This is a genomic window from Nocardia jiangxiensis NBRC 101359, assembly GCF_000308615.1.
In the GTDB taxonomy this organism is placed as follows: domain Bacteria; phylum Actinomycetota; class Actinomycetes; order Mycobacteriales; family Mycobacteriaceae; genus Nocardia; species Nocardia jiangxiensis.
In genome coordinates, this window is sequence record NZ_BAGB01000009.1 from 65,873 (window position 1) to 82,787 (window position 16,915).

Genomic DNA, 16,915 nt, shown 5'->3' on the forward strand with positions numbered 1-16,915 from the left:
TTGTGCGCACATGTCCGCGCACGACTGAAGACCGGAGCACTACCTCGAGGTATGTGCTCGCACTTGTGACCGAAGCGCTACCCGCTTCGGTTATCGACCCAAAAACGACACAGTGCGGGTACAAGACTCCGCACTGTGTCGCTTTGTGGTACTTCCTATTCCGTGCCGTCCGGCGGGATCTCGGGCAGACCCTCGCTCGCCCGCAGCTTCTCGGCCATGGAGGTCAGGAGGTTCTGCGATTCTTCGGAGAGGTCGAACGCCCTACTCGACAGACGACGCAGTCCATAGCCTTGCAGCTGGGACAGCAGCTCGAGATCGTGATCGATCTTGGCCGCGTAGATGTCGTTGAAGAAGTAGTCCGGTTTGACCTTGAAGAACTTCGCCAGCGCGGCCACCGTCTCGTCAGAGGGGTTTGTGCGCTGTCCCGACCGCAGCTGTGAGAGATACGGTTTCGAGATCGGATGGCCGGAGGCCGTCAGCGCAGCCGCCACCTCGGCGTTGGTGTGCGGCTTACGCCCCGGGGGATGCACGGTTTCGAACAGCTTGTTCAGCCGCGCCGCGAAATCAGCCATTGTGAGCCGCCCAATTCCCTTCGCTGTACTAACAGTCGTTATCTCGGATACGTATCATTGATATTAGCGGCTGAGTAACTGAAAACCTACGCCTGATTCGCGATTTCCTTGAAGCTTCCAGACGCCCGGTTCGTGAACCGGCGGTGGCGGGGGCGTTTGCGGGCCACCGCAACGGTTGTCGGGAACCGCAGGTAGAACCCGGTTCTGGCCCGTCGCAAGGGTCCTTCGCCTCACCCTCTCGGTTGCTTGAGAATAGCTGACATCTCATCGTCCTGTCTGTACTGCAGATTGTGTGGCGTACGCCACGTTCCGCTAATCCTGCCGTGAAGATTCAACAACGGCTGATAAGAGCGCTGTTCGGTCCCGCGCGGCCGTGATCAGGGCTGTCGCATGTGCGCCATCGACGCACATGAGGACCTTACTCACGACGCCGCCCCGGCGCGCGGCATGGTGCGCATCCGGGGCGGAGGTGCCGGGATCGTTGCTGACCGAAATGTCGAGTTTGTCAGATCCGTTCGATGATGGTGCCGGTGGCCAGGGCGCCGCCGCAGCACATCAGGACCATCGCGGTGCTCTTGTCCGACCGCTCGAGCTCGTGCAGGGCCGTGGTGATCAGACGAGCGCCGGTGCTGCCCACCGGATGTCCGATCGCGATCGCGCCGCCGTTGACGTTCACCCGGTCCAGATCCGGCTTGTGCACCGAGGCCCAGGACAGCACCACCGAGGCGAAAGCCTCGTTGATCTCGAAGATGTCCAGATCGCCGATGCTCATCCCGCTGCGCTCGAGCAGTCGCGAACACGCTTGCACCGGGCCGTCGAGGTGGAACTCCGGCTCGCCGCCGACCAGGCACTGCGCCACGATGCGGGCGCGCGGACGCAAACCCGTTCGGCGCGCGGCATTTTCGTCCATCAGCAGTACTGCGGCCGCACCGTCGGAGATCTGCGAGGAGGTACCCGCGGTGTGCACGCCGCCCTCCAGGACGGGCTTGAGTTTGGCCAGACCCTCGCGGGTGGTCTCGCGCAGCCCCTGATCCCGGCTGACGTCCAGCTTCTCGCCGGTGAGGTTGCCCTCCTTGTCGACCTGCGGTGCGCCGGCGACGGTGAGCACCTCGCGATCGAAGCGGCCCTGCGCCCACGCCTGCGCGGCCAGGCGCTGCGAACGCTCGCCCCATTCCTCGACGTCGTCGCGAGTCAGCCCGCGCCGCTTGGCAATTCGCTCCGCGGCCTCGAACTGGTTGGGCATATCGATATCCCACGACGCGGGGCGGCGCGGCCCGGCGTTCTCGCCGACGTTGGCGCCCAGCGGAACATGGCTCATCGACTCGATGCCGCATGCGAGGCCGACCTCGATGGCGTCGGTGGCGATGAGTCCGGCGACCAGACCGGCGGCCTGCTGTGCGGAGCCGCACTGGTTGTCGATCGTCACCGCGCCGGTCTGCCACGGCAGTCCGGCGTGCAGCCAGGCGGTGCGGGTGACATTGTTACCCTGCTCGCCGACCTGCATGACGCAGCCGCCGACGACCTGTTCGACGAGGGCGGGGTCCACCTGAGCTTTGTCGAGCACACCCTGCTGTGCGACGCCGAGTAGTTCGGCGGCGTGCAGACCGGCCAGCCAGCCGTTGCGCTTGCCGATCGGGGTGCGCGCGGCTTCGACGATGACGGGTGTTCCCATGGCTATCCTCCCGTAGGGAAACTGTAACAAGTTCTCCAGATGTCATGCGAGCAGAATCTGGCTTCTTTACTACTGATACCACCTATGCTGCAATGAAGGTAGAACGTGTTTCAGTTAGTCGAAGGAGACAAGCTGGTGGTTGACACTCGCATCGCGCCGAACCTGCCGAAGGGCTTCGACGTGACCGATCCGCAGATCTGGGCGGAACGGGTGCCGGTCGAGGAATTGGCCGAGCTGCGCCGAAGCGCACCGATCTGGTGGAACCCCAAGTCGCCCGAGGTGGGTGGGTTCCAGGACGACGGCTTCTGGGTCGTCAGCAAGCATGCTGACGTCAAGGAGGTGTCGCGTCGCAGCGACGTGTTCTCCAACTACGAAAACACCGCCATCCCGCGGTTCAACGACGACATCCAGCGCGAGAACATCGAGATGCAGCGTTTCGTGCTGCTCAACCAGGACGCGCCGCAGCACACCCGGATGCGCAAGCTGATCGCGAAGGGGTTCACCCCGCGTGCGGTCAACGGGCTGCGCGACGAGCTGTCCGCGCGGGCAAAGGGGATCGTCGAGGCGGCTGCCAAGTCCGGCGCGGGCGATTTCGTCACCCAGGTGGCCTGTGAGCTGCCGTTGCAGGCCATCGCAGAGCTGATCGGCGTGCCGCAAGAGGACCGGATGAAACTGTTCCAGTGGTCCAACGACATGACCGGGTACGACGACCCCGAGTCCACCGCCGACCCGCTGCTCGCCTCGACCGAGATCCTCGGCTACGCCTGGCAGATGGCCGAGGCACGCAAGGCCAGCCCGGCCGGTGACATCGTGACCGAACTGGTCAACGCCGACATCGACGGTGAGGCGCTGACCTCGGAGGAGTTCGGCTTCTTCGTGATCCTGCTGGCCGTGGCCGGTAACGAGACCACGCGCAACGCCATCTCGCACGGCATGGTCGCCTTCCTGGAGAACCCGGATCAGTGGGAGCTCTACAAGAAGGAACGCCCGGCCACCGCGGCCGACGAGATCATCCGCTGGGCCACCCCGGTCTCCTCGTTCCAGCGCACCGCGCTAGAGGACACCGAACTGGGCGGCGTGACGATCAAGAAGGGGCAGCGGGTGGTGCTGGTGTACCGCTCGGCCAACTTCGACGAGGAGGTGTTCGAGAATCCGTTCTCCTTCGACATCACCCGGGATCCGAACCCGCACTTGGCATTCGGCGGCACCGGTGCGCACTTCTGCATCGGCGCGAACCTGGCTCGACTGGAGATCGATCTGATCTTCAACGCGATCGCCGACCACCTGCCCGATATCTCCAAGCTCGGTGACCCGAAGCGCCTGCGTTCCGGCTGGCTCAACGGCATCAAGGAGTTCGAGGTCAGCTACTAGAAGACAGCGAGAAGGGGCGGGCACCGGATGGTGCCCGCCCCTTCTCGTCTCGATCCCCACCGAGACCCGTTGTCACGAACGGGGTTTCACTCCTGGGGGCGGATCGTGCGCATGGCGCGGTCGGTCTCCCAGTAGGCGCGCAGGGCCGCGATCTTGCCGTCGTCGTCTACGCGATACGTGAAAACGCCTTCGGCGTCGATGATCTGACCGCCCATACGGGTGCGGATGAGGCCGGTGTAGGCCACCTCGTTACCGCAGGCGAAGGAGTCGCCGAAGACGAACTCGATGGACTCCGTCGCGGCGATCGCCTTGTCCCAGAACGCCGAAATCGCGTCCCGGCCGCGGTGACCCTTACCCTCGGGGTCGAAGCCGGAGGGGCCGATCGGGTCCTCGACGATGCCGTCCGCGGCGAACAGGTCGAGCCAGGCCTCCTTGTCGCGGGCGCGGACCGCCGACTGCGAGGCGCGACCGGCCCGGCGGGCAGGATGTTCGTCCTGCCCGCTTCCCGCCGTGCTCATTTCGACCCCTCGATGTACTGATCGGCGAAGCGGCGCAACGAATCCTGTTTGGCCGAGAGTTCGGAATCGAAGCCGAGGCCGTCGAAGATCCACGGGACCACGATGGAGTCGGTGACCCCGGCGGCGCCCAGTTCCTCGTAGCCCGACTTGCCGAAGCGGTCGATGCAGACCACCTGGATCTCGAACGGGTCCGCGGCCCGGCCGTATTCGGCGCGCAGCTTGGTCAGTTCGGCGATGGTGCTGACGATATCGTCGTATTTCATCATCGCCGAGGTCCAGCCGTCGCCCACCCGGGCGGCCCGGCGCAGGGCCGGACCGGTGTGACCGCCGATGTAGAACGGCACCGGTGCGGTGGGCGCGGGGCTCATCTGCAGCTTGTCGAAATCGTAGAACTCACCGTGGAATTCGACCATCCCGCCACCCAGGACGAGCTTGATCACGTCGATCATCTCGTCCACGCGCGCGCCGCGGCGCGCATAGGGCACCCCGCACCACTCGAATTCCTCGGGCGCCCAGCCGATCCCGACGCCGAAGCCGAATCGGTTGCCGCTCATGGCCGCCACCGATCCCACCTGACGGGCCAGCAGCAGCGGATTGCGCGAACCGAGTTTGAGCACGTTGGTGTAGAAGTGGATCTTCTCGGTGACCGCGGCCATCGCCGTCGCGCCGATCAGCGGATCCACCCACGGCGTGTCCGGGCCCCAGAAGCGGTTGCCGTCGGGGGTGTACGGATACTTCTCCGACTGGGATTGCATGTAGAACAGCGAATCCGGCAGCGCGATGCTCGAAAACCCGCACTCCTCGGCCGTTTTCGCGAGCTCGGGCAGCTGCTCGAGCGGGCTCATCGCGATTCCGACGGTGAATTTCACGGCTGCTCGCTCCCGACCACCCACATCGAGAAGTACTGCGACCCACCGCCGTACGCGTGGCCGAACGCCTTGCGGGCGTTCTCCACCTGGTAGTCACCCGCGCGGCCCATCACCTGCTTGGCAGATTCGGCGAAGCGGATCATGCCCGACGCGCCGATCGGGTTGGAGCTGAGCACGCCGCCGGACGGGTTGACCGGCAGCTTGCCGCCGATGCGGGTCTCCCCGGCGTCGGTCAGCTTCCAGCCCTCGCCCTCGGGGGCGAAGCCGAGGTTCTCCAGCCACATCGGCTCGAACCAGGAGAACGGCACGTAGATCTCGGCGGCGTCGATCTCCTCGACCGGGTTGGTGATCCCGGCCTGCTTCCACAGCGCGGCCGAGGCGTCCTTACCGGCCTGCGGGCTCACCTGATCACGGCCGGAGTAGGCCAGCGGCTCGGTGCGCATCGCGGTGCCGTGCACCCACGCCACCTTCTTGCCCGACGCCTCGGCCGCGCGGGCGGAGGTCTCGTCACCGAAGACGATCGCGCACGCGCCGTCGGAGGACGGGCAGGTCTCGTCGAAACGGATGGGGTCCCAGAGCATCTGGGAGCCCAGCACCTTCTCCAGGGTGATGTCGGCCTGCTGCAGATGGGCCAGCGGGTTGCGGGATCCGTTCAGCCGGTCCTTCACGGCGACCATCGCGCCGATGTGCAAGGGCGCGTTGGCCCTGCGGATGTAGGCGCGCACGTGCGGCGCGAAATAGCCACCCGCACCGGCGCCGACGGGCTTGGTGAACGGAACCGGATTCGACAGCGCCCACATGGCATTGGATTCGGACTGCTTCTCCCACGCCACCGCGAGCACCTTGCCGTGCACACCGGCCTGGACGTGGTTCACCGCGACGATGGCGGTCGAGCCGCCCACCGAACCCGCGGTGTGCACGCGCAGCAGCGGTTTCCCGGTGGCGCCCAAGGCATCCGCCATGAACAGCTCGGGCATCATCGAACCCTCGAACAGGTCCGGCGCCTTGCCGATGACGACCGCGTCGATCTCGGCCATGGTCACACCGGCGTCCTCGAGCGCGCGATCGATGGCCTCACGGCACATGCCCGACATCGATACGTCGGAGCGTTTCGTCACATGATGGGTCTGTCCGGTGCCGAGCACCGCGGCGGGGGAACTCATTTGGCCTCCAGGGTGGCGACAAGGTTCTGCTGCAGGGCGGGGCCGCTCGAGGCGTGTGCCAGCGTGCGATCGGCGGTGCCGTTGATGATTGCGGTTGCCGCGTAACCGATCCGCTCGAGTCCGGCGGAGAACATCGGATTGCCGGACAGCGCACCGCCGGACGGGTTGATCCGGGTCTTGTCGCCCAGTCCGATGGCCTGCTTCAGGATCAGCTGTTCGTGGCTGTACTGCGCATGCAGTTCGGCCACATCGAATTCGGCGGAGTTGCCGCCCAGGGCCGCCTTCGCCGCCGCGGTGGTCGAGGGGGAGGTGCTCAGATCGCGCGCACCCAGCATCGGGGTGTCGATGCGGTGGGCGATGCCGGTCAGCCAGGCGGGACGCTCGCAGAGTTCGCGGGCGCGATCCCCGGAGGCCAGCACGATGGCCGCTGCGCCGTCGGTGATCGGCGCGATGTCGTGCTCGCGGAACGGATCCGCGACGAACGGCGCGGCCAGGCGCTTGTCGATCTCCGCGTCGTCGGCGGCGTTCACCGCGGCCATGTCGCGCTCGGTCCACCGTCCCGCGTCCAGTCCCGCGCGGGCCGCCAGCCCGGCCATCGAGACCGCGTCCGGCCACAGCGGGCCGACCAGATACGGGTCGGTCTGCAGCGTCAGCACCTGACGCAGGGTGCCGGCCGACGGCTTGCCGAAGCCGTACACCAGTGCCGTATCCACCTGTCCGGAGCGGAGTTTCACGTACGCCTCGTAGAGCGCCCAGGCCGCGTCCATCTCCACGTGCGATTCGTTGATCGGCGGCACCGCGCCGATCGAGTCGATCGCCGAGATGAACGAGAATGCGCGTCCGGCAAGGTAATCCGAGGACCCTGAGCACCAGAAGTCGATATCGGACACGCCGATGCCGAGCTTGTCGTACAGGGTCCGGAAGCAGGGGATGAGCATTTCGACACCGTTGGTGGTGCCGTAGGTCTCCCGGACATGCGGGGCGTGGGCGAATCCCACCACCGCGATGTCGTTCGTGTTGTCGCTCAAGGGTTCTCCTAGAGATGCTGCGCGAAGGTCTCGTAGTCGGCGTCGGGTTCGCCGCTGGGCTCGAAGTGGGAGACGTTGTCCAGACCGTCGTAGGTCCACTCCTCGCGGGGTTTCCACACCGCCTTGACCCGCATGCCCATGCGCACCTCGGCGGGGTCGCAGCCGAGCACCAGGTGCAGGAACGGGATGTCGCTGCCGTCGAGCAGCACGTAGGCGGCCACGTACGGCGGTTTGATGCGCTGGCCCTGGAACGGCACGTTCACGATGCAGAACGTGGTCACGATGCCGTTGTCGGCCAGTTCGACGTAGTCCTCGGTGGGCTCGCCGGTGCGCGGATCCGCGCCGCGCGGCGGGAAGTACACCTTGCCGTCGCCGGCGCGGGCGCCCAGCAGGCGGCCCTCGGCGATCGCCTTCAGGAACACCGTCTCCTGCGGCGAGGCAGTGTGCTTGTAGCGCAGGTCGATCGGGGTGACGATGCCGGTCACCGGCTCGTCGGCCGCGGCGGATGCGGCGGGCGCGGCGGAGGTGTCACCGGGTTCGAAGGCGGCGATGTCGTGGATGTCGCCGGTGCGTTCGGCGGCCCAGCGCACCCGGACCCGCAGGCCGGTGTGGATCTGCTCGGGGGAGGCGACGTCGACCGCGTGCAGCAGTGCGGTGTCGGCTCCGTCCAGCTTGATCAGCGCCCAGGCGAAGGGGCGATCGAACGGCTGGCCCGGCAGCGGCTCGGCCACCCAGGACCAGCTCTGCACCGTGCCGACATCGGCGACGTCGACGAAATCCGTCAACGGCTCGGCGGTCACCGGATCGTATTCGGCCGGCGGGACGATCACCCGGCCGTCGGAGCCGCGTACGCCGACGACGCGACCCTCGCGAAGTCCGGTCAGGAATCGCCCGATGGTCGGGCCGACCGATCGGGTGTAGTCGAACTTCATCCGCAGCTCTGCGGCCAGTACTTCGGGAGCAGGTTCCGTTTCCGGACCGCTTCCTTTCGCAATTGTGCCGGTCATGGTGTTTCCCTGAGTCACGATATCGAGTAGAACAGGTTCTTATTCTGGTGACAAGAGTAGCGCCGAGAAGGAGGAGTCATGCGATTCGGGTTACAGCTCGGATATTGGGGCGCGAGCCCGCCGGTCAATGCGGCACAGGTGGTCACCGCTGCCGAGGAGGTCGGATTCGACGCGGTGTTCACCGCCGAGTCGTGGGGTTCGGACGCGTTCACGCCGCTGGCCTGGTGGGGTGCGGCCACGCAGCGGGTGCGGTTGGGCACCTCGGTGGTGCAGATGTCCGCGCGCACCCCGACCGCGACCGCGATGGCCGCGCTGACCATGGATCATCTCAGCGGCGGACGGCACATTCTGGGCCTGGGCGTGTCGGGTCCGCAGGTGGTCGAGGGCTGGTACGGACAGCCCTTCGCCAAACCGCTGGCGCGCACCCGCGAATACGTCGGGATCGTCCGGCAGGTGCTCGCGCGCGAAGCCAAGGTGACCAGCGACGGAGCGCATTACCCGCTGCCCTACAACGGTCCCGGCGCGACCGGGCTGGGTAAGCCGCTCAAGCCCATCACCCATCCGCTGCGGGCGGATCTGCCGATCTGGCTGGGTGCGGAAGGGCCCAAGAATGTGGCGCTGACCGCGGAGATCGCCGACGGCTGGCTGGCCATCTACTACACCCCGCGACTGGCCGGAATGTACGACGAGTGGCTCGAGGAGGGGTTCGCCCGGCCGGGCGCGCGGCGCTCGCGGGAGGACTTCGAGATCGCCGCGAGTTGCCAGGTCGTCGTCACCGACGACGCGCGTGCGGAGATCGACCGGATCAAACCGGTGATGGCGCTGTACATCGGCGGTATGGGTGCGGAGGAACTGAATTTCCACGCCCAGGTCTACCGCCGGATGGGGTACGGCAACGAGGTCGACGAGATCACCAGGCTGTTCCGGTCCGGGCGCAAGCAGGAGGCCGCCGCGGTGGTGCCGGACGAGCTGATCCTGGACACCATGATCGTCGGCGACGAGACGCAGGTCCGCAGTCAGTTGCAGGTGTGGGAGAAGGCCGGGGTGGACATGCTGCTGGTGTCGGCGCGCGACACCGAGCAACTGGCCAGACTGGCGCCTCTGGTGCAGGGGTAGATCTCCGGTGAGTGGCCGGATCTCGAGGTGAACACGAGGTTCGGCCGGGCCGATCGGCGGAGCCCGCCCGAAATGTCCGGGTGGGCTCGTCGGCGCTGGGTGGCGGGTCCGGACCGCGCGGAGCGTGAATTAGTAAACCCCGTAAATCAAGTCTTGTCAGGCTTAGGAACACGTTCTATTTTTGTCGTGTGAGCCATAACATAGCGGACCTTGTCGAACACACAATCGACCTCGTGCCGGAGCGCGTCGCGCTGGCCGATGACACCCGCTCGGTGACCTATGCCGAGTTGGAGGATCGGGCCAACCGGCTGGCGCATCATCTGCTGGAGCAGGGTGTGCAACCGGGCGACAAGGTCGGCATCTACTCGCGCAACACCATCGAGGCCGTCGAGGCCATGGTGGCGGTGTTCAAGGCGCGGGCGGTCATGGTCAACGTCAACTTCCGGTACGTCGAGAACGAGCTCCAGTACATCTTCGACAACTCCGACATGGTCGCGCTCATCCACGAGCGCCGCTACACGGATCGGGTGAGTGCGGTGCGGCCGAACACCCCGAAGCTGAAGGCCGTCCTGGTGGTGAACGATGGTACCGAGGACGAGTACCCCCTCGCCACGGATTCGGTGGAATACGAAGCGGCCCTTGCCTCCTCGCACGGCGAGCGGGACTTCGGCGACCGTTCGCCCGACGACATCTTCATGATCTACACCGGCGGCACCACCGGCATGCCCAAGGGCGTGATGTGGCGTCAGGAGGACTGGTGGCGGGTGCTGGGCGGCGGCATCAACTTCGTCACCGGCGAGTACATCGAGGACGAGTGGCAGCAGGCCAAGAACGGTGCCGGCGGTCCGCAGATGGTGCGCTACCCGATTCCGCCGATGATCCACGGCGGTTCGCAGGCGGCGACCTTCCACAGCCTGTTCGACGGCGGCAAGGCCATCATGCTCCCGGAGTTCAACGGGCACGGCGTGTGGCAGGCCATCGATCGCCACAACGTGAACCTCATCTTCATCACCGGCGACGCGATGGCGCGCCCGATGCTCGACGCGCTCGAGGCGGGCCACCCGGAAACCGGTGAGTCCTACCAGCATTCGAACCTGTGGGCGATGGCCAGCAGTGCGGCGCTGTTCTCGCCGGCGCTGAAGGACAAGTTCATGGAGCACCTGCCGACCACGATGATCACCGATTCGATCGGGTCGTCGGAGACCGGCTTCGGCGGACTGTCCGTGGCGGCCAAGGGCGCCACCCACACCGGCGGCCCGCGGGTGAAGATCGATTCGGCCACAGAGGTTCTCGACGACGACGGCAACCCGGTGGCGCCCGGATCCGGCCAGGTCGGCATCCTCGCGCGCAAGGGCCACATCCCGCTCGGCTACTACAACGACCCGGTCAAGACCGCGGCGACGTTCAAGGAGTTCAACGGAACTCGCTACTCCATCCCCGGCGACTTCGCCCGCGTGGAGGAGGACGGCAGCGTCACCATGCTCGGCCGCGGTTCGGTCAGCATCAACAGTGGCGGCGAGAAGATCTACCCCGAAGAGGTCGAGGGTGCGCTCAAGTGCCATCCGGAGGTCTTCGACGCGTTGGTGATCGGCGTTCCGGACGAGCGCTGGGGTCATCGGGTGGCCGCGGTGGTGCAGTGTCGCGGTGCGGCGCGGCCCACGCTGGAGGAGCTGCGTCCGGTTCTCGCGCAGGAGATCTCGTCCTACAAGCTGCCGCGCAGCCTGTGGTTCGTGGACGAGATCAAGCGTTCGCCCGCGGGCAAGCCCGACTACAAGTGGGCGCACGCGCAGGCCGAGGCGCGCCCGGCCGACGAGGAAGCGCACGCTCCCGCGACGAAGTAGTTCCCTTGCAGGCGTGAGCGATCCGATCCATCGGAATGCCGATGGATCGGATCGGAAACTCTATTGGTGCGCCGCGGGTCGTCCGGCGACGATGGGGGCATGCAGCAACGCACTCTCGGTAGTTCCGGACCGGTCGTCTCCGCGATCGGTCTGGGTTGTATGGGGTTCTCCCAGGGTTACGGCACGGTGGACGACGACGAGTCGGTGGCGTCCGTGCACACGGCGATCGATTCCGGGACAACGCTTTTCGATACCGCGCAGAGTTACGGCGGCGGACACAACGAGCGACTGCTGGCGCGGGCGCTGCGCGATGCGGGGCCGGATGTCCGGGTGGCGACGAAATTCGGCATCGTGCGCGGTGAGAACGGTGTGCATCTGGACGCGAAACCCGAACGGGTGCGCGAATATTGCGATGCCTCGCTGGCTCGGCTCGGGCGCGAGGTGATCGATCTGTACTACCTGCACCGGGTCGATCCGCAGGTGCCGATCGCCGAAACCGTCGGCGCCATGGCCGATCTGGTGGGCGCGGGCAAGGTGCGGCATCTGGGTGTGTCCGAGGTGAACCCGGAGCAGCTCGCGCAGGCGGCCGCGGTGCATCCGATCGCGGCGGTGCAGTTCGAATGGTCGATGTTGTGGCGCGAACCGGAGAACGATGTGGTGCCCGCCGCGCGTGAACTGGGTGTCGGGCTGGTGCCCTACAGTCCGCTCGGTCGCGGATTGCTCACCGCGACACTGACTTCCGACACCGTCGCCGCCAGCGACTTCCGGCGCAACGATCCGCGATTCTCCGGGGAGAATCTGGCGAACAATCTGACGCAGGTGGCGGCGTTGCGCGCGCTCGCGGAACGGCTGGGGATCACGCCCGGACAGCTGGCCCTGGCCTGGCTGCTGGCGCAGGGGCCCGATGTGGTGCCGATTCCGGGCAGCCGCCGGGCGGCGCGGATCATCGAGAACGTCGCGGCGGCGGCGATCGAACTCGACGCCGAGGATCGGGCCGAACTGGAGAAGATCGTCGCCGCGGGCTGGGCGGGGGATCGGCAATCCTTTGCCGCGCACGGCACCTCGCGGTCGGATTCCTAGACCGTCCTGGTCGTGGACTCGCTCCAGGTTCGCAGAATCGCCTCGCCCGGTCGAAGTGCGAATTTCCGCGATGCGGAAGTGAGGCGGATCACGTTTGAATCGGCGCTGCCCCGGATTCGGGGGTGTTTACTTGTCGGTGGCCTGTGCCAGAGTGTGTGACATGAGCCATCGAATCAGATTCACAGCCGAGCGCTAGCGGGGTCGGGCATGAACCAGACGCGTTCCACCGGCGCCATCGATGAGGTGCTGCAGCAGTTCGAGGGGTATCGGCGGGAGCTGTGCGCTTACGCCTACCGGATGTTGGGGTCCTCGTTCGAGGCCGAGGACGCCGTTCAGGAGGCATTCACCCGGGCATGGAAGTCATACGACTCGTTCGAGGGACGGGCCAGCGTCCGGTCGTGGCTGTACAAGATCACCACCAATGTCTGCCTGGACATGCTCGACGGTCCGCAGCGCCGCGCCCGGCCGATGGACCTGAACGGCCCGTCGAGTCCCAGCAGTCCGATTCCGCCGCCGCAGCCGGACTACGTCTGGATCGAGCCCATCCCCAACGGCCTGGCCTTCGGCGCTGATCCGGCCGAACATGCCACCGCCAAGGATTCGTTGCGGCTGGCGTTCGTGGCTGCGGTGCAACACCTTCCGGCCACCCAGCGCGCGATCCTGATCATGCGTGAGGTGTTGCGATTCTCCGCCAACGAGACCGCCGACATGCTCACCATGTCACCGGCCTCGGTCAACAGCGCGCTACAGCGGGCCCGCGCGACCATGTCCAAGGTGCAGCCGGACTCCGGTGACGGCTACGACGAGTCCGACGAGAAACAACGCCAACTCGTCGACGGCTTCGTCCGCGCATTCGAGGCGTACGACATGGACGCGCTGACCTCCCTGCTGAAAAAGGATGTGGCGCTGTCGATGCCGCCGATCGAGCTGTGGGTCTCGGGCCCTGGCAACATCGCGGAGTTCATGCTCGGTCCGGGCCCCTCGGCCTGCAACGGTTCCCGCCTGATCCCGCTCGAGGGAGCCAACGGCCTGCCCGCGTTCGGTCAGTACAAGCCGGGGCAGCGGCCGGGTGTGCTCGAGCCGTGGGCGGTCGTCATCCTGGAACTCGACGGTGACGGTATCGGCGGGCTTAACTTCTTCCTCGACACCGAGCGGTTGTTCCCGCTGTTCGGACTGGCACCGGAGTTGCGGGTGTAGGCCGGATCACGCGCCCGGGACGGCCATGCAGAACGGTTCCCACTGATGGCCGTCCGGGTCGGCGAAGGTCCGCCCGTACATGCCGACCTCGCGTTCCTGGGCGCGCTTGTCCACGTTGACCTCCTCGGCGGCCCCGGCGCGCAGGGCCGCGCCGGTGAGGTCGTCGACCTCCTGCGCGCTGCCCAGGGCCAGCGCGTAGATGGATCCGACCGAGGCGGTCGTCTCGGCCAGGGGCCGGCGGGTGAAGGTCTCGAAAAACGGTTTGATCAGCAACATCAGGCAGATGTTGTCGTCGATCACCACGCAGGCGGCGTTGTCATCGGTGAACTCCTGATTCACCGTCCAACCGAGTGCCGCGTAGAAGCTCTTGGACCGTTCCAGATCGTCGACCGGGAGATTCACGAAGATCATCTTGCTGGCCATATCGGTCCTCTCGCGCACAGTCCTCTGGTTGTCACCTATGTCGACGGGGCGCGGGGACCGAATTCATCGGATGTCGCGGCGATCGACGCGTAGGGCGTCCATCAACAGGTCCATCATTCGGTCCGCCTGTTCGCGTTGTTGGGGTGCGCCGCAGGCCAGGAAGATCCCGAGCAGGCTGGCGACCACGTCCTGTGCGGGGACGTCCGGGCGCAGGGTGCCCTGGGATGCGCCCGCGTCGATGAGTTTCTGGACGGCTGTGGACAATTCGGCGCGGGCCTCCTCCGCGGTGATCGCGCCGGAGGCGATGATGGCGCGCAGGGTCTCGGCCATCTCGCGTTTAGCGGAGATGTAGTCGCCGAAGCGGTCCATCCAGCTGCGTAGTGCCGCCGCGGCGTCGGGGCCGGTGACCAGGTCGTCGGCGGCCTCGCACAGGCGTCGGCGTTCAGCCCGGTAGACGGCCTCGATCAGATCCTCGCGGGTCGGGAAGTGCCGGTAGAGCGTGCCTATGCCGACTCCGGCCGCGCGGGCGATCGATTCCAGGGACACCTTGTCGCCCTCGGCGAACGCGGTTTTCGCGACCTCGAGCAGGCGCTCTCGATTGCGATGCGCGTCGGCGCGCGGGGCTCGGTTTCTGTTCACCAAGCGGAGGCCCCTCCGTTTCTGCTACGCTCGAACTATGCGGAGGGTCCTCCGTATAGCCGTCGATTCCACTATCCCACTCAGAACAGGATCATGCAGATGGCAGTCCAATCCGAATTCACCGCCCCCGGCGGCACCGCATCGCTCGGCCCGCGCAACGTCGCTCGGATCGGTTACGGCGCAATGCAATTGACTGATCACGATGGTCGCGAATACGACCGGCGGGCCGGTATCGATATCCTCCGGCGGGCCGTCGAGCTGGGCGTGAACCACATCGACACCGCACAGTTCTACGGAGCCGGGGCATGCAATGAGCTGATCCGCGCGGCGTTGTCGCCGTATCCGGCGGATCTGGTGTTGGCGACCAAGGTGGGCGCGGTCTACGACGCGGACGTCCGGCTGCTCGCGGCGCAGCGGCCGGAGCAACTGCGTGCGCAGGTGGAGGCCAATCTGGTTGCGCTGGGCGTGGATTCGCTCGGCGTGGTCAATATGCGCCGCGCCGACGTCCCGCCCGGCATCGTCGCCGAGGGCGATCAGATCGTGGATCTGGACGATCAGCTCGCCGAGCTGACCGCTCTGCGAGACGAGGGCAAGATCGCGGGAATCGGCCTGAGCCACGTCTCGGCCGAACAGCTGCGTCAGGCGTTACCCGCCGGAATCGTCTGCGTGCAGAACCTCTACAGCCTGCTGAACCGCTCCGCCGAACCGGTTCTGGAGCTGTGCCGCGCCAACGACATCGCCTGGGTTCCGTACTTCCCCCTCGGCTCGGCCTTCCCCGGCCTGCCCAAGGTCACCGAACACCCGTCCGTCCTGTCCGCGGCCACCGCCCTCGACGCGACGCCCGCCCAGATCGGCCTTGCCTGGCAACTGGCCCACTACACCCACACCCTCCTGATCCCCGGCACCTCCAATCCGTCCCACCTCGACGAAAACCTCGCCGCAGGCTCGGTCGAGCTTCCCGCCGACATCGTCGAAACGCTCGACAACCTCGCCGAGTCCGAGGCGTAACCGATCGGAAGGCGAAAGCTGGCGGTGTCATCCGGCGCGATCGGTATCTGTGAAGAAGTGGAAAGCCCCGGTGTCGCGCCGCCTGATGAATCGGATGCCCTGCGCACGCGTGCCGAAGCGGCGGGAGTCGGGAAGGTGCCGCAGTCGACGAACGAGCGTGCCTGTCCGAGGAAGCGGCCGAGTATGTGTTGCGGGCCAGTGCGGAGTCGAACCGGGCCCTGGTCTGACGCAGACACGACAACGCCCGCGCCGCGGGGGCGGCGCGGGCGTTTCGACCGACGGCGAGAGAGGTTGCGCGTCAGTGGGATTCGGCCAGCTGCGCGCCGAGGGCGCGGAGGTGGTCGGTGGCGCCGCCGAGCGCGAATTCGTTGTGCTTGGCGGCGGTGAAGAACTGGTTGACGATGTGGTCGCGGTCGATGCCGACGCCGCCGTGGACGTGTACGACGGTGTGCGACACGCGGTGCCCGGCCTCGGCGGCCCAGAACTTCGCGGTGTGGATCTCCGCGGCGGCGGGCAGGTTCTCGGACAGGCACCAAGCGGCCTGCTGGACGGCCAGGCGGATGCCCTGGACGTCGATGTAGCTGTCCGCCAGACGCTGTGCCACGGCCTGGAAGCCGCCGATCTTGCGGTTGAACTGCTCGCGTTCGCGGGCGTAGTCGGCGACCAGCTCGAGCCCCTTCTCCACCACACCCAGCTGGTGCGCGGACAGGCCCAGCCAGGCCCGGTGCAGCAGCCAGTCCAGGATTTGCGCGCCCTGTTCGACGGTGCCGACCAATTCCGCCGGGGTGCCGGAGAATTCGATCTCGGCCTCGGGCGTGCGGTCGGTGATGATCTGATCGGTGATCCGCACCGAAGCGTCGGCCGGATCGACCAGGAAGACCGCTGCCTGTCCGGAGACCGTGGCGGGCACCAGAATTCGTGACGCCTGCCGCGCGAACGGCACGGTGATCTTCAGTCCGGTGATCCGCCAGCCGGCGCCTTCCTGTGCGGCGGTGGTTACCGGCTTGGCCGGCTCCCAGTTGCGCTCCTCGCTCAGCGCGACGGTGAGAATCTTCGCGCCCGAGGCGGCTTCGGCCGCCAGTGTGCGCTGGGACTCGGAGCCGAACTCCGCCAGCGCCCCCGCGCCCAGCACGATCGACCACAGGTACGGCACCGGCGCCACCGAACGCCCGAGTTCACGCAGGACGGCGGTCTGCTCCAGGATGCCGAAACCGCCGCCGCTCACGGACTCCGGCAGCGCCGCGGCCAGCACGCCGGTCTCGGCCAGCGAGTTCCACAGCGGTTCGTCGAACCGCACGACGTCCGAATCGGCGTCCAGTTCGCGCAGCCGATCGGCGGTGACCAGTTTGCCGGTCACCTCGGCGGTGAGCCGGGCCAGATCCTGCTGCGCTTCGGTGAGGGTGAAATCCAT

Annotated in this window: 16 protein-coding genes; 6 read left to right on the forward strand and 10 right to left on the reverse strand. The window is 66.8% G+C overall.

Annotation, left to right across the window (positions count from 1 at the left end):
• Positions 1-155 precede the first annotated feature (155 nt).
• Positions 156-572: a helix-turn-helix domain-containing protein gene (locus tag ON40_RS02480; RefSeq protein WP_011207048.1), complete on the reverse strand. Its 417-nt coding sequence runs from the start codon at positions 570-572 to the stop codon at positions 156-158.
• Positions 573-1,077: 505 nt separating this feature from the next.
• Positions 1,078-2,244, reverse strand: a complete 1,167-nt coding sequence (locus ON40_RS02485) for a steroid 3-ketoacyl-CoA thiolase (protein ID WP_040817978.1) — start codon at positions 2,242-2,244, stop codon at positions 1,078-1,080.
• Positions 2,245-2,379: 135 nt separating this feature from the next.
• On the opposite strand from ON40_RS02485, the gene ON40_RS02490 reads away from it, so the two are divergent.
• The gene (locus tag ON40_RS02490) at positions 2,380-3,615 is read left to right on the forward strand and encodes a cytochrome P450 (protein WP_083895362.1); all 1,236 of its coding nucleotides are present in this window, start codon (positions 2,380-2,382) and stop codon (positions 3,613-3,615) included.
• An 86-nt stretch (positions 3,616-3,701) separates the two neighbouring features.
• Here the strand turns inward: ON40_RS02490 and ON40_RS02495 are convergent, their stop codons facing one another.
• Genes ON40_RS02495 through ON40_RS02515 form a run of 5 tightly spaced genes read right to left on the reverse strand, consistent with a single transcriptional unit; the run spans position 3,702 to position 8,200 of the window.
• Entirely contained in the window at positions 3,702-4,133 is a 432-nt protein-coding gene (locus ON40_RS02495) for a nuclear transport factor 2 family protein (protein WP_040817980.1), read from the reverse strand.
• Entirely contained in the window at positions 4,130-5,002 is an 873-nt protein-coding gene (locus ON40_RS02500; protein WP_040817983.1) for a TIGR03619 family F420-dependent LLM class oxidoreductase, read from the reverse strand. Before ON40_RS02500 ends, ON40_RS02495 begins: the two co-directional genes overlap by 4 nt.
• Positions 4,999-6,165: a thiolase family protein gene (locus ON40_RS02505; RefSeq protein ID WP_040817986.1), complete on the reverse strand. Its 1,167-nt coding sequence runs from the start codon at positions 6,163-6,165 to the stop codon at positions 4,999-5,001. The genes ON40_RS02500 and ON40_RS02505 overlap by 4 nt, the downstream gene beginning before the upstream one ends.
• Positions 6,162-7,193, reverse strand: a complete 1,032-nt coding sequence (locus ON40_RS02510; protein WP_040817987.1) for a thiolase family protein — start codon at positions 7,191-7,193, stop codon at positions 6,162-6,164. Before ON40_RS02510 ends, ON40_RS02505 begins: the two co-directional genes overlap by 4 nt.
• A gap of 8 nt (positions 7,194-7,201) precedes the next feature.
• Positions 7,202-8,200 carry a Zn-ribbon domain-containing OB-fold protein gene (locus tag ON40_RS02515; RefSeq protein ID WP_051192591.1) on the reverse strand — a complete coding sequence of 333 codons (999 nt, stop codon included), beginning with the start codon at positions 8,198-8,200 and terminating at the stop codon, positions 7,202-7,204.
• A gap of 78 nt (positions 8,201-8,278) precedes the next feature.
• Here ON40_RS02515 and ON40_RS02520 point away from each other — a divergent pair, with 78 nt between their 5' ends.
• The 4 genes from ON40_RS02520 to ON40_RS02535 all read left to right on the forward strand — a co-directional run bounded on the left by ON40_RS02520 (position 8,279) and on the right by ON40_RS02535 (position 13,434).
• Positions 8,279-9,316 carry an LLM class F420-dependent oxidoreductase gene (locus ON40_RS02520; RefSeq protein WP_040817989.1) on the forward strand — a complete coding sequence of 346 codons (1,038 nt, stop codon included), beginning with the start codon at positions 8,279-8,281 and terminating at the stop codon, positions 9,314-9,316.
• A gap of 188 nt (positions 9,317-9,504) precedes the next feature.
• Positions 9,505-11,157, forward strand: a complete 1,653-nt coding sequence (locus ON40_RS02525; protein WP_040817992.1) for an acyl-CoA synthetase — start codon at positions 9,505-9,507, stop codon at positions 11,155-11,157.
• A gap of 99 nt (positions 11,158-11,256) precedes the next feature.
• Positions 11,257-12,237: an aldo/keto reductase gene (locus ON40_RS02530; RefSeq protein WP_040818107.1), complete on the forward strand. Its 981-nt coding sequence runs from the start codon at positions 11,257-11,259 to the stop codon at positions 12,235-12,237.
• Positions 12,238-12,444: 207 nt separating this feature from the next.
• Entirely contained in the window at positions 12,445-13,434 is a 990-nt protein-coding gene (locus ON40_RS02535) for a sigma-70 family RNA polymerase sigma factor (protein WP_040817994.1), read from the forward strand.
• Between the two features lie 6 nt (positions 13,435-13,440).
• Here the strand turns inward: ON40_RS02535 and ON40_RS02540 are convergent, their stop codons facing one another.
• Positions 13,441-13,857, reverse strand: coding sequence for a VOC family protein (locus tag ON40_RS02540; RefSeq protein ID WP_040817996.1), 417 nt, complete (start codon positions 13,855-13,857; stop codon positions 13,441-13,443).
• Positions 13,858-13,920: 63 nt separating this feature from the next.
• Positions 13,921-14,499 (reverse strand): TetR/AcrR family transcriptional regulator, encoded by a 579-nt coding sequence (locus ON40_RS02545; RefSeq protein ID WP_218008724.1) that lies wholly within the window; start codon positions 14,497-14,499, stop codon positions 13,921-13,923.
• A 96-nt stretch (positions 14,500-14,595) separates the two neighbouring features.
• On the opposite strand from ON40_RS02545, the gene ON40_RS02550 reads away from it, so the two are divergent.
• Complete coding sequence (locus tag ON40_RS02550; RefSeq protein ID WP_085997628.1) at positions 14,596-15,504, forward strand: aldo/keto reductase; 909 nt, start codon at positions 14,596-14,598, stop codon at positions 15,502-15,504.
• 298 nt (positions 15,505-15,802) lie between these two features.
• On the opposite strand, the gene ON40_RS02555 is transcribed toward ON40_RS02550, so the two are convergent.
• Positions 15,803-16,915, reverse strand: coding sequence for an acyl-CoA dehydrogenase family protein (locus ON40_RS02555; protein ID WP_040818004.1), 1,113 nt, complete (start codon positions 16,913-16,915; stop codon positions 15,803-15,805).